The sequence below is a fragment of the Streptomyces longisporus genome (assembly GCF_039532765.1).
Classification (GTDB): Bacteria; Actinomycetota; Actinomycetes; order Streptomycetales; family Streptomycetaceae; genus Streptomyces; species Streptomyces longisporus.
Genome location: NZ_BAAASG010000007.1, coordinates 796,750 through 822,962, shown reverse-complemented (window position 1 = coordinate 822,962; position 26,213 = coordinate 796,750). Strand labels below are relative to the sequence as shown.

The following is a 26,213-nucleotide window of genomic DNA, read 5'->3' as shown; positions in this document are numbered from 1 at the left end:
GATCAGCGCCCCTCGTTGTCGGTGTTCACGCCGGTGCCGTCGAGGACGGACCGTCGGATGTTCTCGGCGGCGGCTTCGACGCCGAGAGAGCCGTTCACCACCTCGTCGAGGAGATCGTCGATCAGCGGATCCGGCGGGCAGTTCTCCGGCTCCCCGTCCACGGCGTCGGTGTGGCTCTCGGGGAGCCGGACGTCGAGCGGCCGCTCCGCGATCCAATACCGCTCCCGGGCGAAGGGATATGTGGGCAGCGGGACTATGCGCGCCGCCCCGGCCGGATGGAGGCTGCCCCAGTCCAGCTCGAAGCCGTTCACCCACAGGTCGAGCACCTTGGCGTACGCGGCCTTGGCCAGCCACGTCCCGACGACCGCGCTCATGTCGGCGTCGGCGGTCAGCGCGGTCAGCGCGCGGTCGGAGCGTGCCGCACGACCGCGGTGCAGACCGGCGGCGCCGCCGTCGGGCTGGTCCAGGAAGGCCCGCAGTCGGTCCCGCAGTTCGTCGAACGAGCTGACGACCGTGCCCAGACGCTCGCTCATGGCCTCGCGTCCGACCTGGAGGGTATAGGCGACATCGGCCGGCGTCGCCCCCCTCCGCTCGGCTTCCGGGAGCCAGTCCAGCAGAGCGCTCGCCTGCTCCCGCAGCCGCTCCTCGTCCTTGGCGGACAGGACGACCACGGCCGGCTCGCAGGCCCGGTCGGCCCCGGGAGCCGGCTGGTCGGGGACGTACTCCTCGATCACCACGTGGGCGTTGGAGCCGCCCGCGCCGAAGGACGAGACGCCCGCCCTGCGCGGCACCTCTGTGCTGACGCCGTCGACGGTGACGACCGGCCGCTTCCACTCCGCGCCCTCGCGCTGGACGACGAACGGCGTTTCGTCGAACTCGATGTGCGGGTTGACCTCGTCGGCGTGCAGGCTGGGGACGAGCTCACCGTGCTGCATCTGCAGAACGGCCTTGAACACGCCCGCGATCCCGGCGGCCGCCTCGGCGTGCCCGATGTTGCTCTTGACGGAGCCGATCGCGCAGTACTGCACATCCTGGGTGTCCTGGGAGAACGCCCGGGTCAGGCCGTTGATCTCGATCGGGTCGCCCAGCACGGTTCCGGTGCCGTGCGCCTCGACGTAGCTGATCGTGCGCGCGTCGACGCCCGCACGGTCGAGCGCGTCCCGCACGACCCGGCCCTGTGCGACCGGATTCGGCACGGTGTAACCGTTCGTCGTGCCGCCGTGGTTGATGCTGGTGCCGCGGATGACGGCGTGGATGTGGTCGCCGTCCCGCTCGGCGTCCTCCAGCCGCTTGAGGACAAGCGCGCCGACGCCCTCTCCCGGCACGAAGCCGTTGCCGCCGGCGCCGAAGCTGCGGCACTCGTCCCCGTCGGCGAGCATCTGCAGACCGCACAGGCTGATGTAGCTCGACGGATGCAGATAGAGGTTCACGCCTCCTGCCACCGCCAGTTCGCAGTCGCCGCGGAAGAGGTGCTCGCACGCCTCGTGGAGCGCCGTCATCGAGGAGGAGCACATCGTGTCGATGGGCATGCTCGGACCGTTGAGGTTCAGCTTGAACGAGACGCGGTTGGCTGCCGACCCGAAGGAGGTGTAGGGCCGGGCGGTGTCGCCGCGGCGCCAGCGCTCGGGGCCGTAGAGGTTGTGTCCGGCACGGGTGATCCCCACGAAGACACCGACGCTGGACCGGTGTTCCCGCTCGAGGCGGCTTCGCGTGTAGCCGGCGTTCTCGAACGCCCGCCACGCCTCCTGGAGGAACAGCCGCTCCTGCGGGTCGATCTCCAGGGCGTCGTTCGGAGTCATCTCGAAGAACAGCGGGTCGAAGTCGGCGAACCCGTCGAGGAAGGCGCCCCACTTGCTGTAGCTCCTGCCCTTCGCGACGGCTTCCTCCTTGTCGGGCTCGTAGAAGCCGTCGAGTGCCCACCGGTCGGCGGGGATCTCCGTGACGGTGTTCCGGCCCTCGCGCAGCACCGACCAGAACGCGTCGAGCGTCTCGGCCTGGGGGAAGCGCGCGCTCATGCCCACGATCGCGACGCCACCGGTGCGCCCTGACCGCGGTGCCGGACGAGCCTGTGTGCGGCCGGGGCCCGGCGTCGGAGCGGGCCCTGCCGGGGCCTGCGTGTCCGGGACGACGGCCCGCGGGACGGCCGACGCCGTTTTCTGTTCGGCGGCCGGGTCGGGGCTCACTCCGAGGGCGCGGGCCACGGACTCGCCGCGCTCGGTGACGAAGTACTCCGTCAGCGCCTCGATGGTGCGGTACTCGAAGAACAGGGTGCTGCTCGTCTCCCCCAGATCCTTCTTGAGGGCGGTCAGCAGCTGGAGGATGAGGATGGAGTCGATGCCGTAGGCGGACAACTGCTCACGGGCGTCGATGGATTCGGCCGGGATCAGGAGGGTCCGAGCGACCAGCTCCTTGAGATAGGTGCGCACGGCGTCGCCGAGTACTGCACCGTCCACCCGGGGCGCACCGGCCGGCCCCACCGACCGGGAGCCGGCCGAGGACGGTCCGGGGACCGGTTCCGGGACCGGCACGGGGACCGGCTCGGAGAGCTGCCCGGCGAGGGGCTCGGTCACGGAACGCAACGGTTCGCCGCCGGTCCGGCGGATCACCCCGTCGCTGAAGCCGACGACCACCTGCTGGCCGAGCGGGTGTGCGTCCCGCGCGGGGAACTCGACGCCCTTGAAGCCCTCCCGCTCCAGCACCGACTGCCACGTCTCGGGCCGCAGGCCCGGCCCCCCGGGTTCACGCAGATCCGTGTCCTGTGGCCACCAGCCGTCCAACAGCGCGAACGTCAGCGTGCCGAAGACGGTGTAGCCGTCGATCTCGTTGACGACCAGGGCGCCGCCGGACCTCAGCAGCGCCTTGCTGTTGCGCAGGGACGCACGGATCTCCTCGGTGGCGTGCAGCACGTTGGTCGCGATGACCAGGTCGTACCCGCCCTCGTCGAATCCCTGCTCGGTGACGGGCCGGCCGGCGTCGAAGATCTCGCAGCGCAGGAACGGACGGTGCGCGCCGAACTCCCGTCGGCCGTGGATGAGGAACGCCTTGGAGAGATCGGTGTAGCAGTACTCGCCGACGTGCTGCCGGTACGGCTCGAGCCGGCGCATGACCGTGGCGGTGGTGCCACCCGTTCCGGCACCGATCTCCAGGATGCGTATCCGGGCTTCGGGATCGTGCGCGAGCCTGCTCTCGATGAGCGCCACGACACAGTCACCGACGACGTCGTTGAAGTAGTCCGCGATCATGTTCCGCTTGTAGATCCCCTCGACCAGGTCCAGTGAGGAGCCGGGGAAGATCACGTCGACGGCGGGGACGGCGCCGGTGAGGATGTCCGGCAGCGCGCGCAGCGTCGTGCAGACCAGGTCGACGGACGCGCGCAGTTCGGGGTCCGCGAGCCACGCGCGCCGGTTGCGTTCCCACTCGGCGGCGGTGGCGTCCGGATCGACGGCGTCGGGGACGGCACGGTAGGAGCCCTCTGATCCCGCCGCCACGAGCCAGCCCTGTCGGGCGAACAGCGTCAGGGTCTCCGACGCCCAGCGGTCGTACTTCCCGAGGATGCCGCCGGCCTGCCGGAAGGAGTCCGCGTCGACGGTGCCCGTCCCGAGCCAGCCACGCCCGTGCAGCGTGCACCACAGCAGCCGCAGAAGCAGCTCGTCCAGCGTCCGCAGCTTGGACTTGGCCCGGGCCTCCACGGTCCGCAGCTGGTCCTGGCGCGAGGGCAGCAGCGGGGCGAGCGGATCGCTGCGGAGCTCCGCCGGGTCCAGCACGCGGATCGCCTCGCGGTCGGTGTAGCCGTCGAACCGCTCGGGCCGGCTGGTGTTGAGGTAGGCGATCTGCTCGAGGGGGGCGGCCAGCAGCCGCTCGACCGCGTCCATCGCCAGCGCGGGGTCGATGTCGCCGAGGCCCTCGCGCCGGTAGATGCGCTCACGGACGTGCTCCGGAACGTCGAGTGCGCTGCCGACGGCGCCCCAGTAGCCCCAGTTGACCACCTTCACGGCGTACCGGCGTGCTCCGGAGAGCCGACGGGCCAGGGCGTCCTCGAAGGCGTTGCCGGCCACGTAACTGCAGTAGCCCATGGCCGGGTTGACCGACGCGATCGAGGAGAAGAAGAGCATGAAGTCGAGTCCCTCGGCGTCGAAGACCTCCGCCATGGACACACTGGCGTCGATCTTCGCGCTCAGCCCCTGCCGGAACTGCTGCTCGGTGGTGTTGGGCAGGCTCTGGTCCACCAGGCCGAAGACGGACTGCACCACGCCGTGGACGGTGCCGAACCGCTCCTGGATCCGGGCGTAGGCGCCCCGCAGGGATTCCCTGTCGGCGGCGTCCGCCCGGACGTACCACGGCGCCCGCCCGAGAGCGGCCAGTCGGTCGATCTCCGCCTGGATGACGGCGTCCTTCTCCCGGCGGCCGATCCACACGACCTGCGCCCGGTAGCGCCGGATCATGTCCTCGCTCCACAGGCGGCCGATGCCGCCCGCTCCGCCCAGGACGACGTACACCCCGCCCTCCTTGTACGGGGAACGGGCCGGTGCCGGCAGCTCCACCCGGTACAGGCCGCGACGGAACCACTGGCCGTCACGCAGGGCCCGCACGGTCGTGGCCCCGGCCGCGAGCAGAGTGCCGGCGGGGAGCTCGTCGGACCGGCCCAGGTCGAAGGAGCCCACGCTCCAGTTGGGCAGTTCCTTGGCCATGACCTCGGCCAGGCCGAGCACCGCCGCGTCGGCGGGCAGCACCGACTCGCCCGGCCGCACGGGCTGGGTCTGGCGTGTCACCACCGTCCACGTCAGCTCCTCGGCGCCGTAGCCCAGCTCGAACAGCGCCTTGACCAGCCGGAAGAACGCTTCCACTCCGACGGCGGTGCGCCCCAGCAGCTCTCCGGGCTCGGCGGCCGCGTCCGCCGGGGAGATCCATACGAGGTCGCGGACCCTGCCCACACCCCGCAACTGCTCGGTGAGTGATGCCGTGCTCGCCGAGCCGTCGGCGAGGAAGTGGGCGTCGGGGCACTCGGCGGCCAGGGCGGCCCGCTCCGCGGCGCTGCCGCCCACGACGACGATGCCGCTCGGGACGGATGTGCCGGGGCCGGGCTCGGGTGCCTGTTCCTCGATCCAGACCGGCGCCAGCGCCAGGTGGGCCGCGTCGGCCCGAGGACCCTGCGCGAGAGTGCGGTCGGCCGACCGTGCGGGGGTTGTGGGACGTGACCCGTCTTCCGAGGGCAGCCAGTGGCGCTGCCGCTGGAAGGGGTAGGTCGGCAGGGGGACACGACGGTAGGTTCCGCCCTCGAAGAGCCGCTCGTAGCGCAGCTGGTAACCCTGCAGGTAGAGGGCGGATACGGCTTCCAGGTGCTCCCGGCGAGCCGTTCCTGTGGCGCCCTCGGCGCACTTCCGCAGGCAGCTGTCGCCGTACTGCTCCAGAGCGGGCTGCGGACTCACCGCGTTCTCCGTGAGGTCGGCGGTGCGCACCTCCGCTTCCCCTCCGTCCACGAGCCACCGGCCCAGAAGCGTCACCAGGTGGGCGGTGTCGCGGGCCACGCACGCCAGCCGGACGGGGCAGTGCCGCCGGCCCCGCACCAGGGTCGAGCCGATGTCGCCCAGGTCGGTGTCCGGGTGGCGACGCAGGTGCTCCACCAGCCGTTCCGCCTGCGTCCGCAACTGCTCCGAGGACAGGGCTGACAGCACCACGAGGTGGTCCTGGACGGGCACGGTGTCGCGGGGCGGCAGGTCGGGAGCTTCCTCGACCACCACATGGGCGTTGGTACCACTGAACCCGAAGGAGCTGAGCGCCGCGCGCCGCGGCCGGCCCGGCTCCGCCGTCCAGGGGCGATGCACCGTGTTGACGTAGAACGGGCTGCCCTCGAAGTCGATGTGGGGGTTCCCCCTGTCGAAGTGGAGGCTGCGCGGCAGCTCGCGGTGGCGCAGGGCGAGCAGGATCTTGATGAGCCCTGCCATCCCCGAGGCCGGCGCGGCATGCCCGATGTTGGTCTTGACCGAGCCGATGGCGCAGTACTCGCGTCGGTCGGTGTAGTGACGGAACGCGCGGGTCAGCGCCTGGAACTCGATCGGGTCGCCGAGCTGGGTACCGGTGCCGTGTGCCTCGACCAGCTGGATGCCGGCGGGGTCGATGCCGAAGGTGTCGTACACCTGGCGCTCCAGCCGCTCCTGCGACTTGGCGCTCGGCGCCGTGATGCCGTTGGACGTCCCGTCCTGGTTGATGCCCGAACCGCGGATCACGCCGTGGATGTGGTCACCGTCGGCGAGGGCGTCTCGCAGCCGCTTGAGCATGACGACGCCGACGCCCTCGCCGGGGACGAAGCCGTCCGCGCCCGCGGCGAAGGAATGGCACTGACCGGTCTCCGAGAGCATCCCGGCCTTGTGGGCGTTCAGGTAGTAGTCGGGTGCGCACTGCACGGACACCCCGCCGACCAGGGCCGTCTCGACCTCCCCCGTGCGCAGAGCCTGGCACGCGAGGTGGAGGGCGACGAGCGATCCGGAGCAGGCGGTCTCGACGGCGATGGCGGGACCCTGCAGGTCGAGGAGATAGGAGAGGCGTGCCGGGATGATCGCCTCGGCGTTGCCCCACATGGCCTGGGCGGGGGCGTCCGCGCTGGAGCCGGGCAGGTAGTCGCTGACCTGGGTGCCGATGTAGACGCCGCAGGACCGGCCGCGGATGGCGTCGCCCGCGTAGCCGGCGTCCTCCAGCGCCTTCCACGCCTCCTCCAGCACGATCCGCTGCTGGGGGTCCATGTAGGTGGCTTCGAGGCCGGATATCTGGAAGAACAGCGGGTCGAACCGGTCGATGTCGTCCATCAGCGAGGCGTACCGGGGATGGGGCGCGCCGGGCGCAACCAGAGCCGACATGTCCCAGCGGGAGATCTCGCCGACCAGGCTGCGGCCCTCGGCGAGATGCTGCCACAGCTGATCGGTGTCCTTGGCCGTGCCGAACCTTCCGCTCATGCCGATGACGGCGACGGGCTCGGCGGGGTCGGGGTCGGGGACGGTGGCGGTCATGGCCGGCCTCGGCGTGCCGGTCGCGGCGGGCACGGTCACCGGGGCGGGCAGGACCGGCGTTTCGGGAACGGGCACCGGGGCCGCGGGTATCGGGGCCGCTACTGGTGTCGGGGCGGCCAGGAGTGCTGACGACGCGTCGAGGTGGTGCTCCACCACATAGCCGGCGAGCGCGCGCACCGAGCTGTGATCGAAGAGATCCGTGACCGAGAGTGAGATGCCCAGATCGGTGCTGAGCAGCTGCGTGAGCTCGACGCCGAGAATGGAGTCCACACCGTAGTCGGCGAAGGAGTCCTCCTCGGATATCTCCCGGCGATCCAGCCCCAGAGACGTCTGGAGCCGCTCGACGATCACGGACCGCACCCGCTCCCGCGCGTCGTCCGCACCCATCGGTGCGGGGGCGTGCGCGCCGGTCCGCTCGCCGGCGTGGGCCACGACGATCTGGTGGCCTGCCTCGTGCATGGCGTCGAGGGGGAAGGACACAGCGGCGAAGCCCGACTCCAGCAGCACCTGCTGCCAGGTTTCGGGAGCCAGCCCGGGGCAGCCCGGTATGCGCAGTTCGGTGTCCTCGTAGCGCCACCAGCCGTCGAGCAGCCCGAAGGTCAGGTGCAGGAACGGGGTGCGCGTCGCCAGTTCGTTGAGGACGAGCGTGCCGTCCGCGCCCAGCAGCGCCCGCGTGTGCCTCGCCGCCGCCCGGACGTCGCGGGTCGCGTGCAGGACGTTGGTGGCGATGACGATGTCGTAACCGCCCTCGTCCAACCCCTGCTCCGCGGGGGCGCGCTCCGCGTCGAACAGCTCGAACCGCAGATACGGATGGTCGGCGCCGAACTCCTGCCGTCCGTTGCGCAGGAAGTACTGGGAGACGTCGGTGTAGCAGTACTCCGCCATGTTGTCGCGGTACTGCGCCAACCGGCGCAGCACCTTCTCGCTGGTGCCTCCGGTGCCGGAACCGATCTCGAAGACGCGGACGCGGTGGGCGGGGTCGCGGGCGAGCAGGACCTCGACGCGGGCGGCCACCGCCTCCGCCACGAGCTCGTTCAGCGCCGTGGCGCTCTCGCAGTCCCGGTACACACCTCGTACCAGACTCATCGACGATCGGGGGAAGATCACGTCGGTCGCGCGCCGTCGGCCCGAGAGGACCTCGGGCAGCTCGCGGATCACCGGCTCCAGCAGGTTGACGTAGGGGTTGGTGCCGTCGCTCTCCCGGCACACCGCCTCCCAGCGCCGCCACACGTCGGCGCCGTCGAGACGTGCCCTGTCCGTAGGCGTGTAGCGCTCGGTGCCCGCCTCCAGGTAGCCGTGCTCGGCCAGGATGCGCAGGCTTTCCCCGAGCCAGCGGTCGTAGCCGCCACCCGGTGCCAAGGCGGCTCGCAGGTCGGCGACGGAGCCGGCGGCGCGGTTCATCCCCAGCGTCTGCAACTGCAGCAGGAGCAGTTCGCACAGCAGAGCGTCGTCGAAGCCCCGAGCGCTGCCGGAGTCCGCGAGCACGCGCTGCAGCAGCCGGTCGTCCGGGCCTTCGGAATCGGTGGGGCGGGTGCCGTCACCGGCCGGCCGCGGGGCGGTGGTCTTCTCCACGGCGAGTTGGTGGTACGGCCCGCAGAGCAGGAGGTCCAGCGCGGCCATGCCTTCGGCGGGTTCGATGGAGCCGATGCCGCTGCGCTCCATCCGCCGCTGATACCCGGATGAGGCGACGACGCCGACGGTGCCCCAGTAGCCCCAGTTCATCACCTTGACGGTGGTGGGACGGCTCTGCCGCCACAGCCGTGCGAACGCGTCCTTGAAGACGCAGCCGCACACGTAGTTGCTCTGTCCCGCGGAGCGCTGGAACGAGTTGGTCGAGGAGAAGAACAGCACGAAATCCAGCGGCTCGTCGGCGAAGACCTGTGCGATGCGGACACTGATGTCCACCTTCGCGCGCACGGCGGCCCGGAAACGCTCCTCCGGCATCCTGGCCACGCTCTGGTCGAGCAGCACGAGCGCCGAGTGGACGACGCCGTTGATCTCGGGGAAGCGAGCCCTGATCCGCGCTGCGGCGTCCGCCAGCGCCTCCCTGTCCGTGGCGTCGGCCTGCAGGTACCAGGGGGCGGGTCCCAGCTGGGACAGTGCGTCGATCCTGGCCCGGATGGCCTCGTCCTCGGCGCGGCGGCCGATCCAGACCACCTGCGCCCCGTAGGTGCGTACGACGTGCTCGGTCCAGACCGCGCCGAGTCCGCCGGCGCCGCCGATGACCACGTAGACCCGGTCGCGCCGGTACGGCACCGCCTCGGCGGGGAGCGCGTCGAACGCCACCGGTACCAGGGTCTGCCTGAACCAGTTTCCACCGCGGTTGGCCCAGCTGTCGCCGGACGGCTCCACCGGCAGGCGCAGCGCCTGCCTCAGCACGTCGTCCCGCACCGCCTCCACATCGGCGAGGCGCATCCGCCACCGCGGGTTCTCCTTCGCCAGCGACCCCAGCAGGCCGTGCACGCCGGCGTGCGTCGGGTCGACGCGGTCGGTGTCGACGACGCCCTGGCTGCGTACGGTGAGGGCGGTCCACTCCAGGTCCCGCTTGTCGTAGCCGAGTGCCAGCAGCGCCTTGGCCAGACGGAACCCGGCGTACACGCCCTCCTCCTGACGGGTGATCAGGTCCTCGCTCTCCGGGAGCACCGTCGCACCGCCGCTCGCGACCCAGACGACGCCGTCGTAGTGTCCGCCGCGCGCGAGTCGCTCCCGCAGGCCGTCGACGGTGTCGTCGGCGCGCAGCAGCAGGGCGTCCACGTCCTCCCCGCGCCCGGTGAGGAGGGAGCCCAGCTCGTCCGGGTCCGTGCCGACCAGCAGCATCCGTCCCAGCGGGCCGTCGCCGTCCGCCTGCGGAAGGGGGGCGGGCTCCCAGCGCGGCTCGAGGAGCACCGGGCTCCCGACGGCGGGCCGTTCCGCCGCCGGCGGCGCCTCGGCCCCGGTGGGCAGGGGCCGGGTGCGGAAGCTCCTGAACCGCACGCGGACCTCGCCGTGCGCGTCGCACAGGTCGACGTCGAAGGCGTCGCCGCTCTCCGTGGTGCTCCTGAGCCACGCCCACATGACCGGTTCGCAGGGGCCGAGGATCTCCACCGCTGCGACGGCGTACGGAAGATGGAGGCCGCCGCCGCGCCTCAGGCTCGCGGAGGACTGCAGTGCCGCGTCCAGCAGCCCCGGAGGCAGCACCTGTCCGCCCGGGCGGTACTCGGGCGCCTCGGGCAGCGCGAGTTCGGCGAGGACCTGGGCGTCTCCCACGAGCAGTCGCCTGACTCCCTGGAAGGAGGGCCCGTACGCGATGCCCTGACGCCGGTAGGCGAGGTACATCTCGCCGGCGGTCGTCTCGTAGCGGCCGCATTCGGTCCGCAGGGCCGCGAGGTCGAGCCGTGGCCGCGCCGCGGACCCGTCACCGGGCTCGATGCGCCCCTGGCTGTGCACGACGGGGCCGTCGGCTCCCGGCGCCAGGACGCGGTAGCGGGTCCCCGCGACGCCGTCCGGTTCCAGCTCGACGTGGAGATCGAGCGGGGTGTCCTCGCCCCTGACGGGCCGCAGCCACACGACGTCGCGGAAGGTGACGGCGACCGTCGGTACGTTGTGCTGCGTGGCGTGGGCGGCCCGGACCAGCTCCAGATGGGCGACGCCCGGCAGGATCTTCTCCCCGGCCACGACATGGTCGCGCAGGAAGGACTCCGACCCGGTGAGCGTCGTGACGAACCGGCCTCCCGTGCCGGCGGCTCGGCCGGCTACGGCCGTGAACACCCCGCCCGGCGCCGGCCGCTTGGTGTCCTGCCGCCACAGGCGCTTCTTGGCGAAGGGGTAGCCGGGCAGCGTGACCGGCGCGGTGCGCCGGCCGCCGAACAGCCGGTTCCACGCCAGGTCGAACCCCTGGCAGTAGGCCCTCGCCAGGGCGCGCAGCGCGTCCCGGAGACCGGCGCCGTCGTGGTGCGGTCCGGCCGCCTCCTCCAGCAGCCGGTCCCCGGCCCGCCGGGCTGCGTCGTTCGGCGTGAAGTCCTTGGGCACTTCGCCGGTGAGGACGTCGGGGTCGTCCTCGTCCGAGGCCCACGAGCGCAGCAGGCGCACCGCCTCGGCGGCGTCGCGGGCCACGACGGCGCAGCGGTGCCGGAAGTGAGGCCTCCCGTCCAGCAGTGTCGCGGCGATGTCCGGCAGAGCGTGCGGCTGCCCGGGGTCCTCCAGGAAGTCGATCAGATCGGCGACACGCTGTCGCAGCGACTCCTCGGACTTGGCCGACAGGGCCAGCAGGTGGGCGGGCATCTGCGTGACCTCGCTCTCTCCGTCCGCCGGGGGACTCTCGACCACCATGTGCGCGTTGGTGCCGCTCATGCCGAAGGAGCTGATCGCGGCGATCCTCCGGCGCCCGGCGGCCCGAGGCCACGCCCGGCTCGTCTTGTTGACGAAGAACGGGCTGTCCTTCCAGTCGATGTACTCGTTCTCCTGCACGCAGTTCAGGGATCCGGGGATCGTCTCGTGGCGCATGGCCTGCAGGACCCCGATGAGGCTGACGAGCCCGGAGGCAGCGAGCGTGTGGCCGACGTTGGGCTTCACGGACGTCAGAGCGCAGTACCGCCTCTTGTCGGTGAAGCCCCGGAAGACGTCGTTGAGCGCGTTTACCTCGACGGGGTCGCCGAGCCGCGTGCCGGTGCCGTGGGCGACCACGTACTCGATGTCGGCCGGGTCGATGCCATGCCGCCGGTAGGTGTCGCGGAGCAGCGCGACCTGGGCGTCGCCGTTCGGGGCGGTGATGCCGTTGGACCTGCCGTCGTAGTTGATGCCGCTGGCGCGGATGACGCCGTGGATCCGGTCGCCGTCGGCCACCGCCGCCGAGAGCCGCTTCAGCACCACGACGGCGACGGCTTCGCTGAGCACCATCCCGTTCGCGCGCCTGTCGAAGGCGTAGGTGACGCCGTCCTCGGACAGCATGCCCGCCTGCCGGGTCCGGGTCAGCAGCTGTGAGGTGGTGATCAGGCTGACGCCCGCGGCCAGGGCGACGTCGGATTCGCCGCCGCGGATGCTCGCGCATGCCTGGTGAGCGGCGACCAGCCCCGACGAGCAGGCCGTGTTGATGGCCATCACGGGACCGCTCAGGTCGAGCAGGTAGGACAGGCGTGCGGCAAGGATGCCGTCGTGGTTGGCGGTGACGCTGCCCGCCTCGGGGTCCGGGGTGTCGTAGTCCCCCTGCTCGACTCCCACGAACATGCCGATCCTGCGGGTCGACGCGGGCGTCCAGCCCGCGTCCTCGAGGGCGCGCCACGATTCCTGGAGGAGCAGGCGCTGGCGCGGGTCCAGACTGCGCGCCTCGTTCGGGGATATCTCGAAGAACAGCGGGTCGAACTCGTCCGGGCCGGACACCTGGCCGACGCGGAACGCGCCGAAGGGGCTGTCGTGCGGCTCGCCCCACAGGTCGAGGCGCTCGTGGGAGACAGGGCTGACGGCCTCGCGTCCCTCCGCGAGGACCGACCACAACTCGGAGGGGTTGTCTGCGCCGGGGAACCGCCCGCTCATGCCGATGACCGCGATGGCGTCGTCGTCCTGGTCCTCCGTACGCGGCTTCCCGGTGCCGAGGTCCGCGTCCGGGGTTCCGGCGGCGCCCCGGACGGGCTCGGCGCCGGCACGCGGCCGGCCGACGGCGGTCACCTCGTCCCGCGGGGGTGCGGGCTCTGCTGCCGTGGCGCCGCCGACGCCCTGGTCGAGGTAGAACGCCGCCAGGAGCTCCTTGTGCTCGGTGGCGAAGTACTCCCGCAGTTTCCGCAGCGTGGAACGGCTGTAGAAGAGGGCCGGCGTGACCTCGACGCTCCAATGGTCGCCCAGAGCAGTGGCCAGTCCGGCCAGACTCACCGAATCGAAGCCGTAGTCGGCGAGGTTGTCGTCCTCGTAGAGCCTGTCCGGGGACAGGCCGACCGCGTGGCTGACGATCCGCCGCAGGTCGTGTGCCAGGCGTTCCTCGACGTCAGGGGCCGGCTCCGGGGCCGACCAGCCCGCGCCGGTGGGGCGGACCGGGGGGACCGCGGCCGCGCCGGTGCCCGGTGGTGCGGGGACGTCGGCGGGGGATGTCAGTCCCAGAAAGCGGGACACCCGGCTCGGTCTGCCGACCAGAATCATGTGCTGGGCGGCCTGCTGGGACAGCAGGAGCTCGAACAGGGCGATGCCGTCCGCCGTCTCCAGGAAGTCCTGACCGCTCGACTTCAGCAGCATCGTGGTGGTGTCGTGGTCGAAGCCCATGCCACCCTCGCGCCACAGCGGCCAGTTGACGACCACGGTCCGTCCGGACAAGCGGCCCGCCCGCACCTGGGCGTCACGGTGCCGGGCATAGGACATCTGGAAGCGGTTGCCGACCGCGTAGTCGCAGGTGCCGAAGTCGCCGATGACGGCGGCGGTGGAGGAGAAATAGCAGACCAGGTCCAGCTCTTCGCCGACCAGCACCTCGTCCAGTGTCAGCGTTCCCCGGATCTTGGGGCCGAGGACGTCCTCGAAGGAACGCGGATCCTTCTCCAGGACGCTGCCCTGCCCCTGGACACCGGCCGCGTGGATGACGCCGTGCAGTGCACCGAAGCGCTCGCGCGCCTGTGTCACGGCCTGCTTCATGGCGTCCGCGTCACAGCTGTCCGCCTGGACGTACAGCACCCGCTGCCCGGCGGCGAGGCTGCGCAGGGCCTCCCGGCGTGTCTCGTCCAACGGGGAGCGGCCGGTCAGGACGAGATTCGCCGCGTAGTGCTCCGCGAGGTGCCGGGCCACGATCATCCCCAGCCCGCCGCAGCCGCCGGTGATCAGGTAGGTGCCACCGTGCCGGAGGGCGCCGGAGCGGTTCTCGTCCAGCGTTGCCTCACGGACGCGGCTCACGAAGCGCCCGCCCGAGTGGTACAGCGCGCTGACCACCCGCTCCTGACGCAGCTCTGCGACCAGCCTCGTCAGCCAGGCGGCGGTGTCCGCCGGCCGCGACGGGTCGGCGGCGTCCTGGAGCACGGCCACCACGGACAGCTTCGGCATCACCATGCCCAGCGAGCGCTCGAAGCCCAGGTGCGCCTCCAGCAGAGCGCGCTCCCGGCCGTCGCTGTAGAGCCCGGCCACCATGCAGCGGCGTACGTCGAGCCCGGAGCCGGCGATGGCCTGGACCGTGAGGACGACGTCACCGAAGTCGCCGTCGGCGCCGCCGGGTTCGAGCGCCTCCATGCTGACGACCGCGTCCACCGGAGCGGGGCCGGCCGCGATGTCCCGGAAGGCTTCCAGGTAGTCCTCGGCCGAACCGCGACGGACCTCGTAGCGGTCAGGGTGTGTCTTCCGACAGGTGTCTGCGTGCCCGACGAAGACCGTGTGGAGGCCGGGGTCGAGTTCCCGTGCGGCCCGCGCGATCGCCTCCTGCCGCTCCTCTCCGGTGCACAGGAAGACGATGCCCCGCGGCGCACGCTCGGTGCCCGCGGCCAGGGGCGCGGGCTCCCAGTCCTCCACGAAGGCCAGAGGCCGGGTCCGTTCCTCGGCGGACCGGTCCGGGGGCGCCGCGGCGCCGGTCGCCGCGGGCTCGGCCGGGGCCCCCGTCCGCGGCGGCTGGAGCGTGAGCGCGGGAGGCGCGTCGAGCCAGTGGCGTTCCTGGACGAACGGGTACGTCGGCAGGGAGATGCGGAGCGGCTCGGTGTCGCGGCCGAGGGACGTCCAGTCGAGGGCCAGGCCCTTCACCCAGACGTTGGCCAGCTTGTCGTGCCGGCCCTGGGCGAGCCACTGCTGCACCAGGCCCCGCATCTCCTCGTCGGCTTCGAGGAGAGCGACGGCGTCCTTGTTCTGCCGCACGCTCCCGCGGAAGACGTTCGCGGTCTCCTGCTCGCCGTCGAGGAACGCGCGCAGTCGCTCGCGCAGCGCGTCCCGCCCGTCGGCGATCAGGGCCAGGCGTTCCTCCATGGCCTCGCGGCCCACCTGGAGGGTGTAGGCGATGTCCGCCGGATCGGCGTCCTGGCCGGCCTCGGCCAGCCACGTCAGCAGTGCCTGGGCCTTCTCCCGCAGCCGCTCGTCGTCCTTCGCCGACAGCACCAGCAGCTCCGGACGCGGGACCCGGGCCGGACGTGCGGGCCGCTCGGGACCGGGCTGGTACTCCTCGATGATCACGTGCGCGATGGCACCGTGCGCGCCGAACGACGAGACGCCGGCGATCCGGGGCAGGGTCCGCTGCACCCCGTCGACCGTCCGGGTGGGCCGCTCCCACGGTTTCAGCTCGCGCTGTACGTAGAAGGGCGAGTTCGGAAAGTCGATGTACGAGTTCAACTGCTCGGAATGGAGGGAGGGCACGAGCATCCCGTGCCGCATCTGGAGCAGGACCTTGGTGACGGCGACGACGCCGGCCGCGCCCTCGAGGTGGCCGATGTTGGATTTCACCGAACCGATCGGACAGTACTGCTTCCTGTCGGTGTGCTTGCGGAACGCCCGGGTCAGACCGGTGATCTCGATCGGGTCGCCGAGGGCGGTGCCCGTGCCGTGACCCTCCACGTAGCTGATGTCCTCGGCCGAGAGCCCGGCGTCCGCCAGCGCGGCGGCGACCATGTCCGCCTGCGCCAGCGGGTTGGGCACGGTCATGCCGTTCGTCTTGCCGCCGTGCACCGTGGCGACGCCGCGGATCACACCGTGGATGTGGTCCCCGTCCTGCACCGCCTGGTCGAACGGCTTGAGCAGGACGCAGCCGACGCCCTCGCCGGGTACGTAGCCGGTGCCGCCCTCGCCGAACGAGCGGCAGCGTCCGTCCTCGGAGAAGAAGTTCATCTGGCTGAGCGAGACGTACTTGTTGGGGTGCAGCGACAGGTTCGCGCCGCCGGCGAACGCGAGCGACGAGGAGCCGTTCCGGATGCTCTCGACCGCCATGGCGATCGCGTAGAGCGACGAGGAGCAGGCGGTGTCGACGGTCAGGCTCTGCCCGTGCAGGTCGAAGAAGTAGGAGACGGCGTTGGATGCGGCGGCGCGGTCGGACAGGACGACGTCCTCGCCGCTGTACAGCTGGTACTCGTTCCACATCATGCCGAGATAGACACCGACCTTGCGGGCCTTGTCGGGGCTGAGGGACTTGCGTGTGTACCCGGCGTCCTCCATCGCTTCCCAGGCGGACTGGAGGAACAGCCGGGTCTGGGGATCGGTCAGCGCGGCCTGGTTCGCCGACATGTTGAAGAACAGCGCGTCGAAGTTCTCGGCGCCGTCGATGAAGCCGCCCCACTTGCTGGAACTCTTGCCGGGGGTCTTCTCGGCCGCGTAGTACAGGTCCTTGTCCCACCGGTGCGGCGGGATCTCCTCGATGCAGTCCTGGCCGCGCTCCAGCACCTTCCAGAACTCGTCCAGATTCCGCGACTTCGGGTACCGGCCGCTCATGCCGATGATCGCCACGTCACGCGGGCGTCCCGCGGCCCGGCCGTTCGCCTTCGTCGCCGACGGTGCCTCGCCGGGGTCCGCGGCGCCGGTCCTCACCTCCGCGAACCGGCTCTGCGGCGTGACCGGCCGGGAGGGCACGGCGGCCGCGGGCGCGCTCGCCGGCGCCTCCGGAGCCGCCGCGGTGGATCGCGCCGGTCCCAGAAGCTCGGTCAGGCGTGCCGCCTGGTACTCGGTGAAGTACTCCGCCAGTTCCTGGATCGTGCGGTACTCGAAGAACAGCGTTCCCGGAAGCGAGTCGAAGTCCTTCGTCAGAAGCCGCATCAGCTCCATGATCTGGATGGACTCGATGCCGTACTCCCCCAGCTCCGCGGCGGCGTCGATCCGCCCCTTCGGAATGTGGAAGACCTGCGCCAACCGGTCCCTCAGATACTCGACCGTCCGGGTGAACATCTCACCTGTGTCCGCCACCAGCGCCTGTTCCACGCCCTTCGCGACGGCCGTGGGCTCGTTCACGCTCACCGGCTCCGGCTCGGTACCGGGCCGTCCGGCCCCGGCCCGTTCGAAACCGGCCGGCTCGGCCCCCGCGACCCGCAGGACCTTTTCGATCTTCCGACGCTCGCCCTTCGTCACGACGACCTGGGTCTCGTCGGACATCAGGATCTCCAGCAGCGCCCCGATACCCTCCTCGGTCCGCAGCCCTCGCATACCCGAGTGGTCGTGGTACAGGGTCTTCGCCGGGCCGTCCTCGGCGAGCTCGCCGAGCATGCCGCCCTCGTCCCAGTACGGCCAGTTGACCGACACGCTCCTGCCGTGCCGCAGGCCCTGCGCCCGCAACTCCTCCCGGTGCCGGACATAGCCGTCGAGGAACCGGTTGGCGGCGGCGTAGCTTCCCTGTCCGAAGTCGCCGACGTAGGCGGCGATGGACGAGAACACGAGGAAGAAGTCGAGGGGGTCCTCGGCGGTCAGTTCGTCCAGATGGACGGTCCCGTGCGTCTTCGGCGCCAGGACCCCCTCGAATTCGGCCCAGTCCGCATCCAGGACGCCCGTACCGCCCATGACGCCCGCGCCGTGGAAGACGCCGTCCAGACGGCCGAATCGTTCCCGCGCCGCGTCGAGGGCCGTGCTCACACCGTCGCGGTCGGCCACGTCACAGGCGAGGTAGAGGACCTCGGCGCCGGCGGCCTCCAGTGCGGCGAACTCCTCCTGCAGCGAGGCGTCCGGCTCCCGGCGGCCGAGCAGGACGAGCCGCGCCCGGCACTCCCGGGCGAGGTACCTGCCCAGGTGCAGCCCCAGGGCCCCGGCGCCACCGCTGAGCAGGTAGACGCCGGCCTCCTTGAGAGGCAGCTCGGAGGCACCGCTGCGCGCTTGGGCGGTCCACGGCCGCAGCACCCGCTCCGAGCGGACGCCGTCGGCATGCCGGACCTCGTGCCAGCCTCGCGCGGTGGCGCCCTCCGCCCGGCCGAGCTCACGCAGCACGCTGCCGACGACGGCGTCCGCGTCCCCCGCGTCGGCGACCTGGAGGCTTCCCACCCGGAAGAGGTGGTCGACCGCCGTCATGGCCCGGCCGAAGCCCAGAAGCGACTCCGCTGCCGCCCGCTGCGGCCCGGCCCGGTCCGGCAGCACGGAAAGGTACTGGACCTCCTGCCCGGTTCCGGCCCGGTGCACGGACCGGAACAGGTGCAGCAGGCCCTCCAGCTCGATCGTGAGGTCGGACGGGTCCGGGGTCAGCGGCCAGAAGTTGACGATCGCCCGCGGTGACAGGTCACGTTCGCCCAGGGTCCGCAGAAGCCGGTTGAAATCCTCGGCACTGCGGCGGTCCACGGTGAACAGGTCCGGTCCCGACTCCTGGAACGCGCTTCCGTTCCGCACGCGCACGACGCGGCCCGGGTACGTCGACCCGAGTCGGCTGGCGCGGGTGTCCTCGTCGTCGAGGATGAGCAGGGTGGGCCCGGCGACCGGGGACTCAGGCTCGCGGGCAGAGCCCGCGTCGGTGTCGGCATCGGTCCAGCACGGCACGTAGTAGTGCAGTCGCTCGCCCTTGTCGGCCATGAACTCCTTGAACACCAGGCCGGTGAGACGGACGCACTCGATGCCGCTGTCGTCGCAGATCGCGAGGTCGACACTCATCGTGCCGTCACGAGCGATCCGGTGGACGGTGGCATGGCAGTAGGACTGCCGCGGAATCGGCGCGAAGACGACGAGCTCTTCCAGGCTGAACGGAATGCGCAACACGCCGTCCTGCTCCCCGATGCCGCGCAGCGCGTTGAGCGCGGCATCGAACAGCGACGGATGCAGGGTGAAGCCGGGATAGTCCTCTTCGAGGCCGTCGCCCAGCACGATCCGGGCCAACGCCTCGGTCTCGCCGCAGTACAGCGTCTCCATGGCCTGGAAGGTCTCGCCGTACCCGAACCCCAGTTCCCGAAGGCTCGCGAAGATCTCGGCGTTCTCACGGCGGGTCGTGCACCGTGCCTTGATCGCGGGGATGTCGATCGCGCCACGCGGCAGCGTGGGCCGGTCGGCGGCGTAGTCGGCCCGGCCCTGGGAGAAGACCGTACGTTCTCCCTCGGTCCCGTCGTGGATGACGAACTCCAGCGCGTCCTGTCCGAGCGGAGTCAACTCGATGTGCACGGTGCGGGTCGCATCGTCCATGACGATCGGACGGCCCCAGATGATGCCGCGCAGGGTGACGCTGTCGGACCCGGTGGCCAGCCGTGAAGCCGTGTACGCCATCTCCATGTGGGCCACTCCGGGCAGCAGGGTCTTGCCGTCCACGACGTGGTCGCGCAGGAAGAACTCGCTCGCCGACAGACGTTTGGCGAAACGCTGCGACCGGAGTGTGGAGACATTGCTGTCCAGCAGCGGGTGCAGCGCGGCGGACGCGAGAAGGGTGTTCGGCAGCTCAGCGCGGCCGGGCCTCGCCGAGTCGGCCCAGTAGGTCTCGCGGGCGAAGGGGTAGCCGGGCAGCGACACGCACGGGAGCGGCCGGTCGCCGAAAAGGTTCTCCCAGGCCAGCTCATAACCCTGACAGTAGAGGTCGGCCAGGGCCCGGACCGCGTCCCGGTACCGGGCGTCCCGGTCTCCCGCGCGGACCCGTCCTATCAGCTCGTTCCCGTACTCGGTGAGCGCGTTCTGCGGGCGGAAGTCCCTCCCGGGCAGCCCGCGGAACACCTGAGGGTCCTTCTTGCCGTCGAGAACCTGCTGCAGCAGCCGCTCGGCGTCCTGGGAGGTTTCCGCGACCAGCGCACAGCGGTGCGCGAAGTGGTGCCGCCCAGCGAGCAGGGTGCTGCTGATCCGCCCGAGCCCGACGTCATCGGCTCCACCGGCCCGGAGGAAGGCGAGCAGATCCGCCACCCGCGTCCGGAGCGCCTCCTTCGTCTTCGCCGACAGCGCGAGCAGGTACGACGGCCGGGAGACGGCCGGAGGCTCGGCAGATCCGTCGCCGTGGCTCTCCACCACGACGTGGACGTTCGTCCCGCTGATGCCGAAGGAGCTGACGGCACCCATCCGTTCCCGGCCCGGCCGGGCCGGCCAGGGCCGGGCCTCCTTGTTGACACGGAACGGGCTGCGCGTCCAGTCGATGTACTCGCTCTCCTGCTCGGAGTGCAGACTCGCGGGCACCGTCCGATGCCGCATGGCCTGCACCAGGGCGATCAGGCTGACCACGCCCGAGGCGGCCAGGGTGTGCCCGACGTTCGTCTTGACCGAGGTCAGGGCGCAGTACTCGGTCTTGTCGGTGCGCCGGCCGAACGCCTCGGTCAGCGCGTTCACCTCGATGGGGTCACCCAGCCGGGTGCCCGTGCCGTGGGCGATCACGTGCTCGATGTCGGCCGGTTCGATGTCGAACCGCTGGTACACGGAGTCGAGCAGAGCGACCTGTGCGGTCTGGCTGGGCGCGGTGATGCCGTTGGTCCGGCCGTCGTGGTTGAGGCCGCTGGCCGTGATGACCGCGTGTATCCGGTCACCCTCGGCGAGGGCCTTAGCCAGCGGCTTCAGCACGACAGCGGCGATCGCCTCGCCCATCACCATGCCGTTGGCACGCTTGTCGAAGGCGTAGCAGACCCCGTCGGGTGACAGCATCCCGGCCTGGGTGGCGTGCTCGTAGAACTGAGGCCCGGCCAACAGGCTGACGCCCGCGGCGACGGCGGTGTCGCACTCACCGCTGCGCAGGCTCAGGCACGCCTGGTGCACGGCTGCCAGGCCGGCCGAGCAAGCCGTGTTGACGGTCAGCACCGGCCCGGAGAAGTCGAGGAAGTAGCTGAGTCGCGCGGCCAGGATCCCGTCGTGGCCGGAGGTCAACGTCTGTTCGTCCCCGGCCAGACCCGGGTAGTCGCTCTGTTCGGCGCCGACGAACATGCCCATGGTGTTGTCGCGGAGGTGCTTCGGCCCGTATCCGGCGTCCTCCAGGGCCCGCCAGGACTCCTGCAGCAGCAGACGCTGCCGCGGATCCATCTGCTCTGCTTCCTTGGGGGAGATCTCGAAGAAGAGCGGATCGAACTCGGCTTCGCCGGGTAACCATCCGCCCCTGACCTCCGGCGCGCCGGCGACACCGGCCCAGTTGCCCAGCCGGTGCGCGGGGATCGGCGTCACGGCCTCCCGGCCCTCGGAGAGCAACTGCCAGAACTCGTCAACCGTTCGGGCCTGTGGAAAGCGGCCGCTCATACCGATGACGGCTATTCGGTGGTCGCCGTCATCCCCGGCATCCGCTCCGGGAGGCGTCGCGGGGCGGGACGCAGGGGCTGACCCGTCCCGTGGCAGGGTGGACGCCTCTCCCTCGACGGCGGCCGTCTCGTCGACGGTGTTCTCGCCGGCGGCCGCGTACTTCCCCACCACGACGTCGGCGTACTGCGCCTCGAGGAGACGGTCCCTGAGCATCTCCAGGGTGAAGTATCCGTAGAAGAGCGACGGCGCGACGTCGATGCCGTAGTGCTCGCTCAGCCGAAGGGCGAGCTGCGTGTTGCCGACCGAGTCGCACCCGAGGTCGGACAGCCGGTCCCGCGGATGGATCTCGTCGGCCGCGAGCTTCAGTACGCCGCTGACGAGGCTCCGGAGATCCGCCTCGACACGCTCCCGGACGTCGGTGTCCGTCCGCTCCCCTCGGTGTGTTCGCGCGGTCTTGTCCGACACGAGCCCCTCCTGCTTGATCGCGCCCTCCGGCTCCTCGCCCGTCGCGGACGCCGGCGTCCCGGTGGGCGCGTTCTCCTCTGCGGCGTCCGGTGTGATCCAGAAACGGTGCCGGTCGAACGCGTAGGTCGGCAGCCCGAGTCGCCGTCCCGGGAACGACGCGAACAGGGCCTCCCACCGGTGGTCGTGTCCTTCGGCGAAGGACTCGGCCAGGCCCAGCAGCCGCTCCCGGTACTCGGCGGCAGGAAGATCGGTGCCGAGGTCGAACTCGATCTCGTCGGCGGACCGCGGTGCTCCGGCCGGCTCGCTGTCCGAGTGCGTGCCTGCCGGCTCGTGGAAGCAGTCGTCGGCTCGCCCGGTGTCGAGCAGCAGTGTCAGTTTCGCCCGGAGATCGTCACGGTCGCGCACGACCAACGCGGTCCGGCGGTCGAGGTGTTCCCGGCCCAGGAGCAGCGTGGCACTGAGGTCGTTCAGGTGGGCCCGGGCACCGTCGCCGTCGAGCCATTCCCGTATATCGCTGATCCGCCGCCGGAGCGCGGTGCCGGTTCTGGCGGACAGGCAGACGAGGTACGCGTGGCGGTCCTGTGGATCGGCCGGTGCGGTGCTCGGCGCCTCTTCGAGCACGACGTGGGCGTTGGTGCCGCCGATGCCGAAGGAGCTGACGCTGGCGCGACGAGGCAGCGGTTCACCGGCCCGCGACCGCGGCGATTTCCACTCACACAGCCGGTCGACGATGTGGAAGGGTGTGCCGTCCAGGTCGATGCGCGGGTTCAGCCGCTGGAAGTCCCGCAGAGCGGGCAGCTGCCGGTGCTCCAGCGCGAGCAGCACCTTGATCAGGCCGGCGATCCCGGCGGCGGCTTCGAGGTGGCCGATGTTGGGCTTGACCGAGCCCAGCCCGCAGTAGTTGTGCTCACCCGGGTCCGCTGTCTCACCGCGCGCTCTGCGGAAGCCCTCCACCAGCCCCTCGATCTCCACCGGATCGCCGGTCGGCGTCCCTGTGCCGTGCGCCTCGACGTATCCGATGGTCCCGGGGGAGACGCCTGCCCGGATGACGGCGTCCGCGACGACCTGCGCCTGCGCGTCGTCGCTGGGATAGGTCAGGGTGCGTGTCCTGCCGCTGTGGTTCACGGCGCTGCCCTTGATGACGCCGTGGATGCGGTCACCGTCGCGCACGGCGTCCGCGAGGGGCTTGAGCAGGACGGTGCCGCCGCCCTCGCCCCGCACATAGCCGTCGGCTCGTTCGTCGAAGGGATGGCACGAGCCGGTGGGCGACAGCATGCCGGTCTTGGCGAAGGAGGTGTGCCGAGCCGGGGTCAGTACGAGGTTGATCCCGCCGGCGAGCGCGAGTGAGCACTCGCCTTGCTGCAGGGACTGGACCGCCAGGTGGAGGGCGTGAAGGGAGGCGGACGACGCCGTGTCGACGACGACGCTGGGGCCGTGGAAGTCGAAGAAGTGGGAGACCCGGTTGGCGATGACGGCGCCGATCGTTCCCGTGGAGTGGTGCGCCGCGACCTCGCGCAGCTGCCTCTCCTGAAGCTCCTTGTAGTCCAGGTTGAACGAGCCGATGAACACACCCACATCGCGCCCGGAGAGCGTGCTGGGCACGACGGCGGCGTCCTCGAGACAGGACCAGGCGAGTTCCATCATGATCCGCTGCTGCGGGTCGGTGCTCTCCGCCTCCAGCGGGGAGAGCCGGAAGAACTGTGCGTCGAAGGCATCCACATCGTCGATCAGCCCGGCCCATCTGCCGGGAGGGCGCCCCGCAGCTTCGCCGCAGGCCTCCGCCGACTCGCCTCTCCCCATGTCCCACCGGGCCTGTGGGACTTCACCGATGTGCGACCGGTCGTTCCTGATGACGTCCCAGAATTGGCGGTGGTCGTCCGCCCCGGGAAATCGGCACGCCATGCCGATGACAGCTATGGGGACATACTGCGACATCAGTGGAGACTCCCCTTATCGTTCGCGATGTTGTGGCACACCACCAGGGCCGCCCACTACCGAGCCTGGGCATGCCGAACAGTCAGGAACCTTTCCTGGCGAACGGCTCCAACGGTGGATGCTGCCTGGACGTTTCACAGCCGACTGCTGGTCTGCGCAGCCGGTGTGCCGTCACGAGCTCCGCGTGGCCGTGCCGACCGCCGCCTTCCCTGAGAGCGCGCGGTCACTGACTGCGGCGCGCATCCCGATGGCGGACAAGCAGGCCAGGAGGTGCGCCCACGCCGGGACCACGTCGTCCCATGGGTCCGAGGTCGGCAACTGTGCCGACTCGAAGGCAGGTCGACCTCATTGCGGTGGTGTCACGCAAGAGGGGGCACGCGTGTCGTCACGCCCCGATCAGCAGCTGTGTGTTCGGCGTTCGAGGAGCTTTCCGGGCGCCCGTTCGACAGAGATCGAGGCCGGGCCGCCAGACGCACCCCAGGACACACGGTCGACTCACTTCGCCTTCAGGACGGGCGCTGGCCCCGCCCTTTCGTACCTGTGGTCTCCAGGCGCGCGTCGAGGGCTTCGACGTCGGGAAGGAACCAGATATGACTTGCCGCATTGGATTCATGCACCAGAGCACGCAGTGCGGCACTCGCCTCAATATGACGGGAGATGTCGCCGACGATGGCCAGCCGCATCCGGTAGTTGACGAACTTCTGCATGATTTCACCGGCGATACGGGTGCCGAGCGAGAAGAACTTCTCGTCAAGGCGACTCACAGGAACGGCCACAATCTCGGCATTGAACAATGCCGAACCAATCAAGTCCAGTGCATCCTGCTCGGTGACCACGGTGGGCCCCGCAGGATCGCACATCAATACCTGCACCCCGTGCCGCTCCTGTAGTAAGTCCGTCATTTCCCAGTCCCCCATGTGAAAAACTCACGAGCTCATATTGCCGGAGGAAGCTAACACGCACCTGATCACGAGTCAAACGAGGTATCAGGGCCTCAGTGAACTATCCAGCCAATATGCGGCGCACAGGTTTAATGGCCGGCCGACCCCTGCGACGCAGTCGCGGATCCTCCTCGGGCTGTCGGTTCCCGCGACGCCTTCTCGCTGGTCGGGCCCGGTGACAGACGAGCCCGTGACGCTGCGTCGGAAGGAGAGCGGACATCATGAGTGCGGAGCGGTTCCGCCTGGTCCGCGCGGGTGGCCGGAAATCGACGGACAGCGGTTTCTGATTCGGATCCGCCCGGAACGCGGCAGTGCGTCCACAAAAGCCGTCCGCACTGGCGGCCGCAAACCTTGCCCATACCTGAAACATGCACCTAACGTTCCCAAACACAGTATCCTCGGCAGCGCCCGCCGATGCGGACCCCCGGCGTTTCACGCTTCCCCGGCCGCTCTCCAGGCGACATCTCGATCGAAAGGCCGAGGACGGTTCCGCTCACCGAACCAGCCTTGCGGGACACGGCATTTAGTGATCGACTGCCCGCACCGCACCCCCGTACGACCCGTTCATGAGTGAGCACCGAATTCGTCGTTGAAATTTTGATTGACAAACGGGAGGAAACATGTCCAGCGGCCAAGACGGCGCGGCTCCGCTCCAGATCGACGAGAAGGAGTTCGAGCACGATCCGCACGCGTTATACGACGTGCTCCGCTCCGAGGCACCGGTCCGCGAGATCATCGCGCCGGGTGGGACCAAGGTCTGGCTCGTCACGCGGTACGACGACGCGAAGTCCGTGTTGACCGACAACCGTCTGTCCAAGAACATCGAGGCCGGCCAGAAGGTCATCCAGCGGCACACCGACGGTGAGACCGGCATGGTGTTCGCCAGCGAATTGGCCGCACACATGATGAACGCCGACCCGCCGGACCACACCCGGCTGCGCAAGCAGGTCAACAAGGTGTTCACGCAGCGAGCGGTGGAGAAACTAGGTCCCCGGATCGAGGAGATCACCACCGAACTGCTCGATGCGATGGAGGGCCACGACGAGGTGGACCTGATGCGCACCCTCGCCTACCCGCTGCCCATGGCGGTGATCTGCGAACTCCTCGGCGTTCCGTCCGACGACCAGGAGCGCTTCAAGGGCTGGGTCCCCACCCAGCTCTCCGGCGGGGATCCGGAGAGCATGGCGCAGGCTACGACGGCTCTGCTCGGGTACCTGTACGAGTTGATCGAGAGCAAGCGGTCGGAACCGGCGGACGACCTGCTCACCGGCCTGGTGCGCTCCAGTGACGACGGCAAGCTGAACACCCAGGAACTGGTGTCGATGGCGTTCCTGCTGCTGGTAGCGGGCAACGAGACGACGGTCAACCTCATCGGCAATGGTGTGTACGCGCTGCTCCGCCACCCCGACCAGCTCGCCGCTCTGCGTGCGGACCGCTCCTTGATGCCCGGCGCGGTCGACGAGCTGCTCCGCTACGAGAGTCCCGTCAACACGTCGTCGCTGCGCTTCACGACCGAGCCCATAGAGGTCGGCGGAGTGGTGATACCGGAGGGCGAGTTGGTGGTGGTCGCTCTCACGTCGGCCAACCGGGACGAGTCCCAGTTCCCGGACGCAGGCAGCCTGGACATCCATCGTCAGGCGGGCGCCAGCCTGTCCTTCGGACACGGCATCCACTACTGCGTCGGAGCGCAGTTGGCCCGGCTGGAGGGACAGATAGCCTTCGACCGGCTCATCGACCGGTTCCCGAACATCCGGCTGGCGGCCGACCCGGCCGACCTCCGTTGGCAGCCGGGCACGGCGCTGCGCGGGCTGAGGTCTCTGCCGGTCTCGCTCGGTGCCGAGCAGCGCTGACTCCCCGGTGCGGGCTTCCC

3 protein-coding genes are annotated in these 26,213 nt (G+C 70.5%); 1 reads left to right on the top strand and 2 read right to left on the bottom strand.

Features of this window, described 5'->3' with window-relative positions:
- Positions 1-2 precede the first annotated feature (2 nt).
- Both ABD355_RS15240 and ABD355_RS15235 read right to left on the bottom strand, forming a co-directional pair.
- Positions 3-23,402: an SDR family NAD(P)-dependent oxidoreductase gene (locus ABD355_RS15240; protein WP_344400809.1), complete on the bottom strand. Its 23,400-nt coding sequence runs from the start codon at positions 23,400-23,402 to the stop codon at positions 3-5.
- A 506-nt stretch (positions 23,403-23,908) separates the two neighbouring features.
- Positions 23,909-24,304, bottom strand: coding sequence for a DUF4180 domain-containing protein (locus tag ABD355_RS15235; RefSeq protein ID WP_344401221.1), 396 nt, complete (start codon positions 24,302-24,304; stop codon positions 23,909-23,911).
- A gap of 659 nt (positions 24,305-24,963) precedes the next feature.
- Between ABD355_RS15235 and ABD355_RS15230 the strand changes: the two genes are divergently transcribed.
- On the top strand, positions 24,964-26,193 hold the full coding sequence (locus ABD355_RS15230) for a cytochrome P450 family protein (protein ID WP_344400808.1): 1,230 nt from the start codon (positions 24,964-24,966) through the stop codon (positions 26,191-26,193).
- Positions 26,194-26,213 lie beyond the last annotated feature (20 nt).

Excerpts from the sequence above, each read along its gene's own strand:
- ABD355_RS15230 (WP_344400808.1), top strand. The coding sequence starts at position 24,964 with ATGTCCAGCGGCCAAGACGGCGCGGCTCCGCTCCAGATCGACGAGAAG.
- ABD355_RS15235 (WP_344401221.1), bottom strand. The coding sequence starts at position 24,304 with ATGACGGACTTACTACAGGAGCGGCACGGGGTGCAGGTATTGATGTGC.
- ABD355_RS15240 (WP_344400809.1), bottom strand. The coding sequence starts at position 23,402 with ATGTCGCAGTATGTCCCCATAGCTGTCATCGGCATGGCGTGCCGATTT.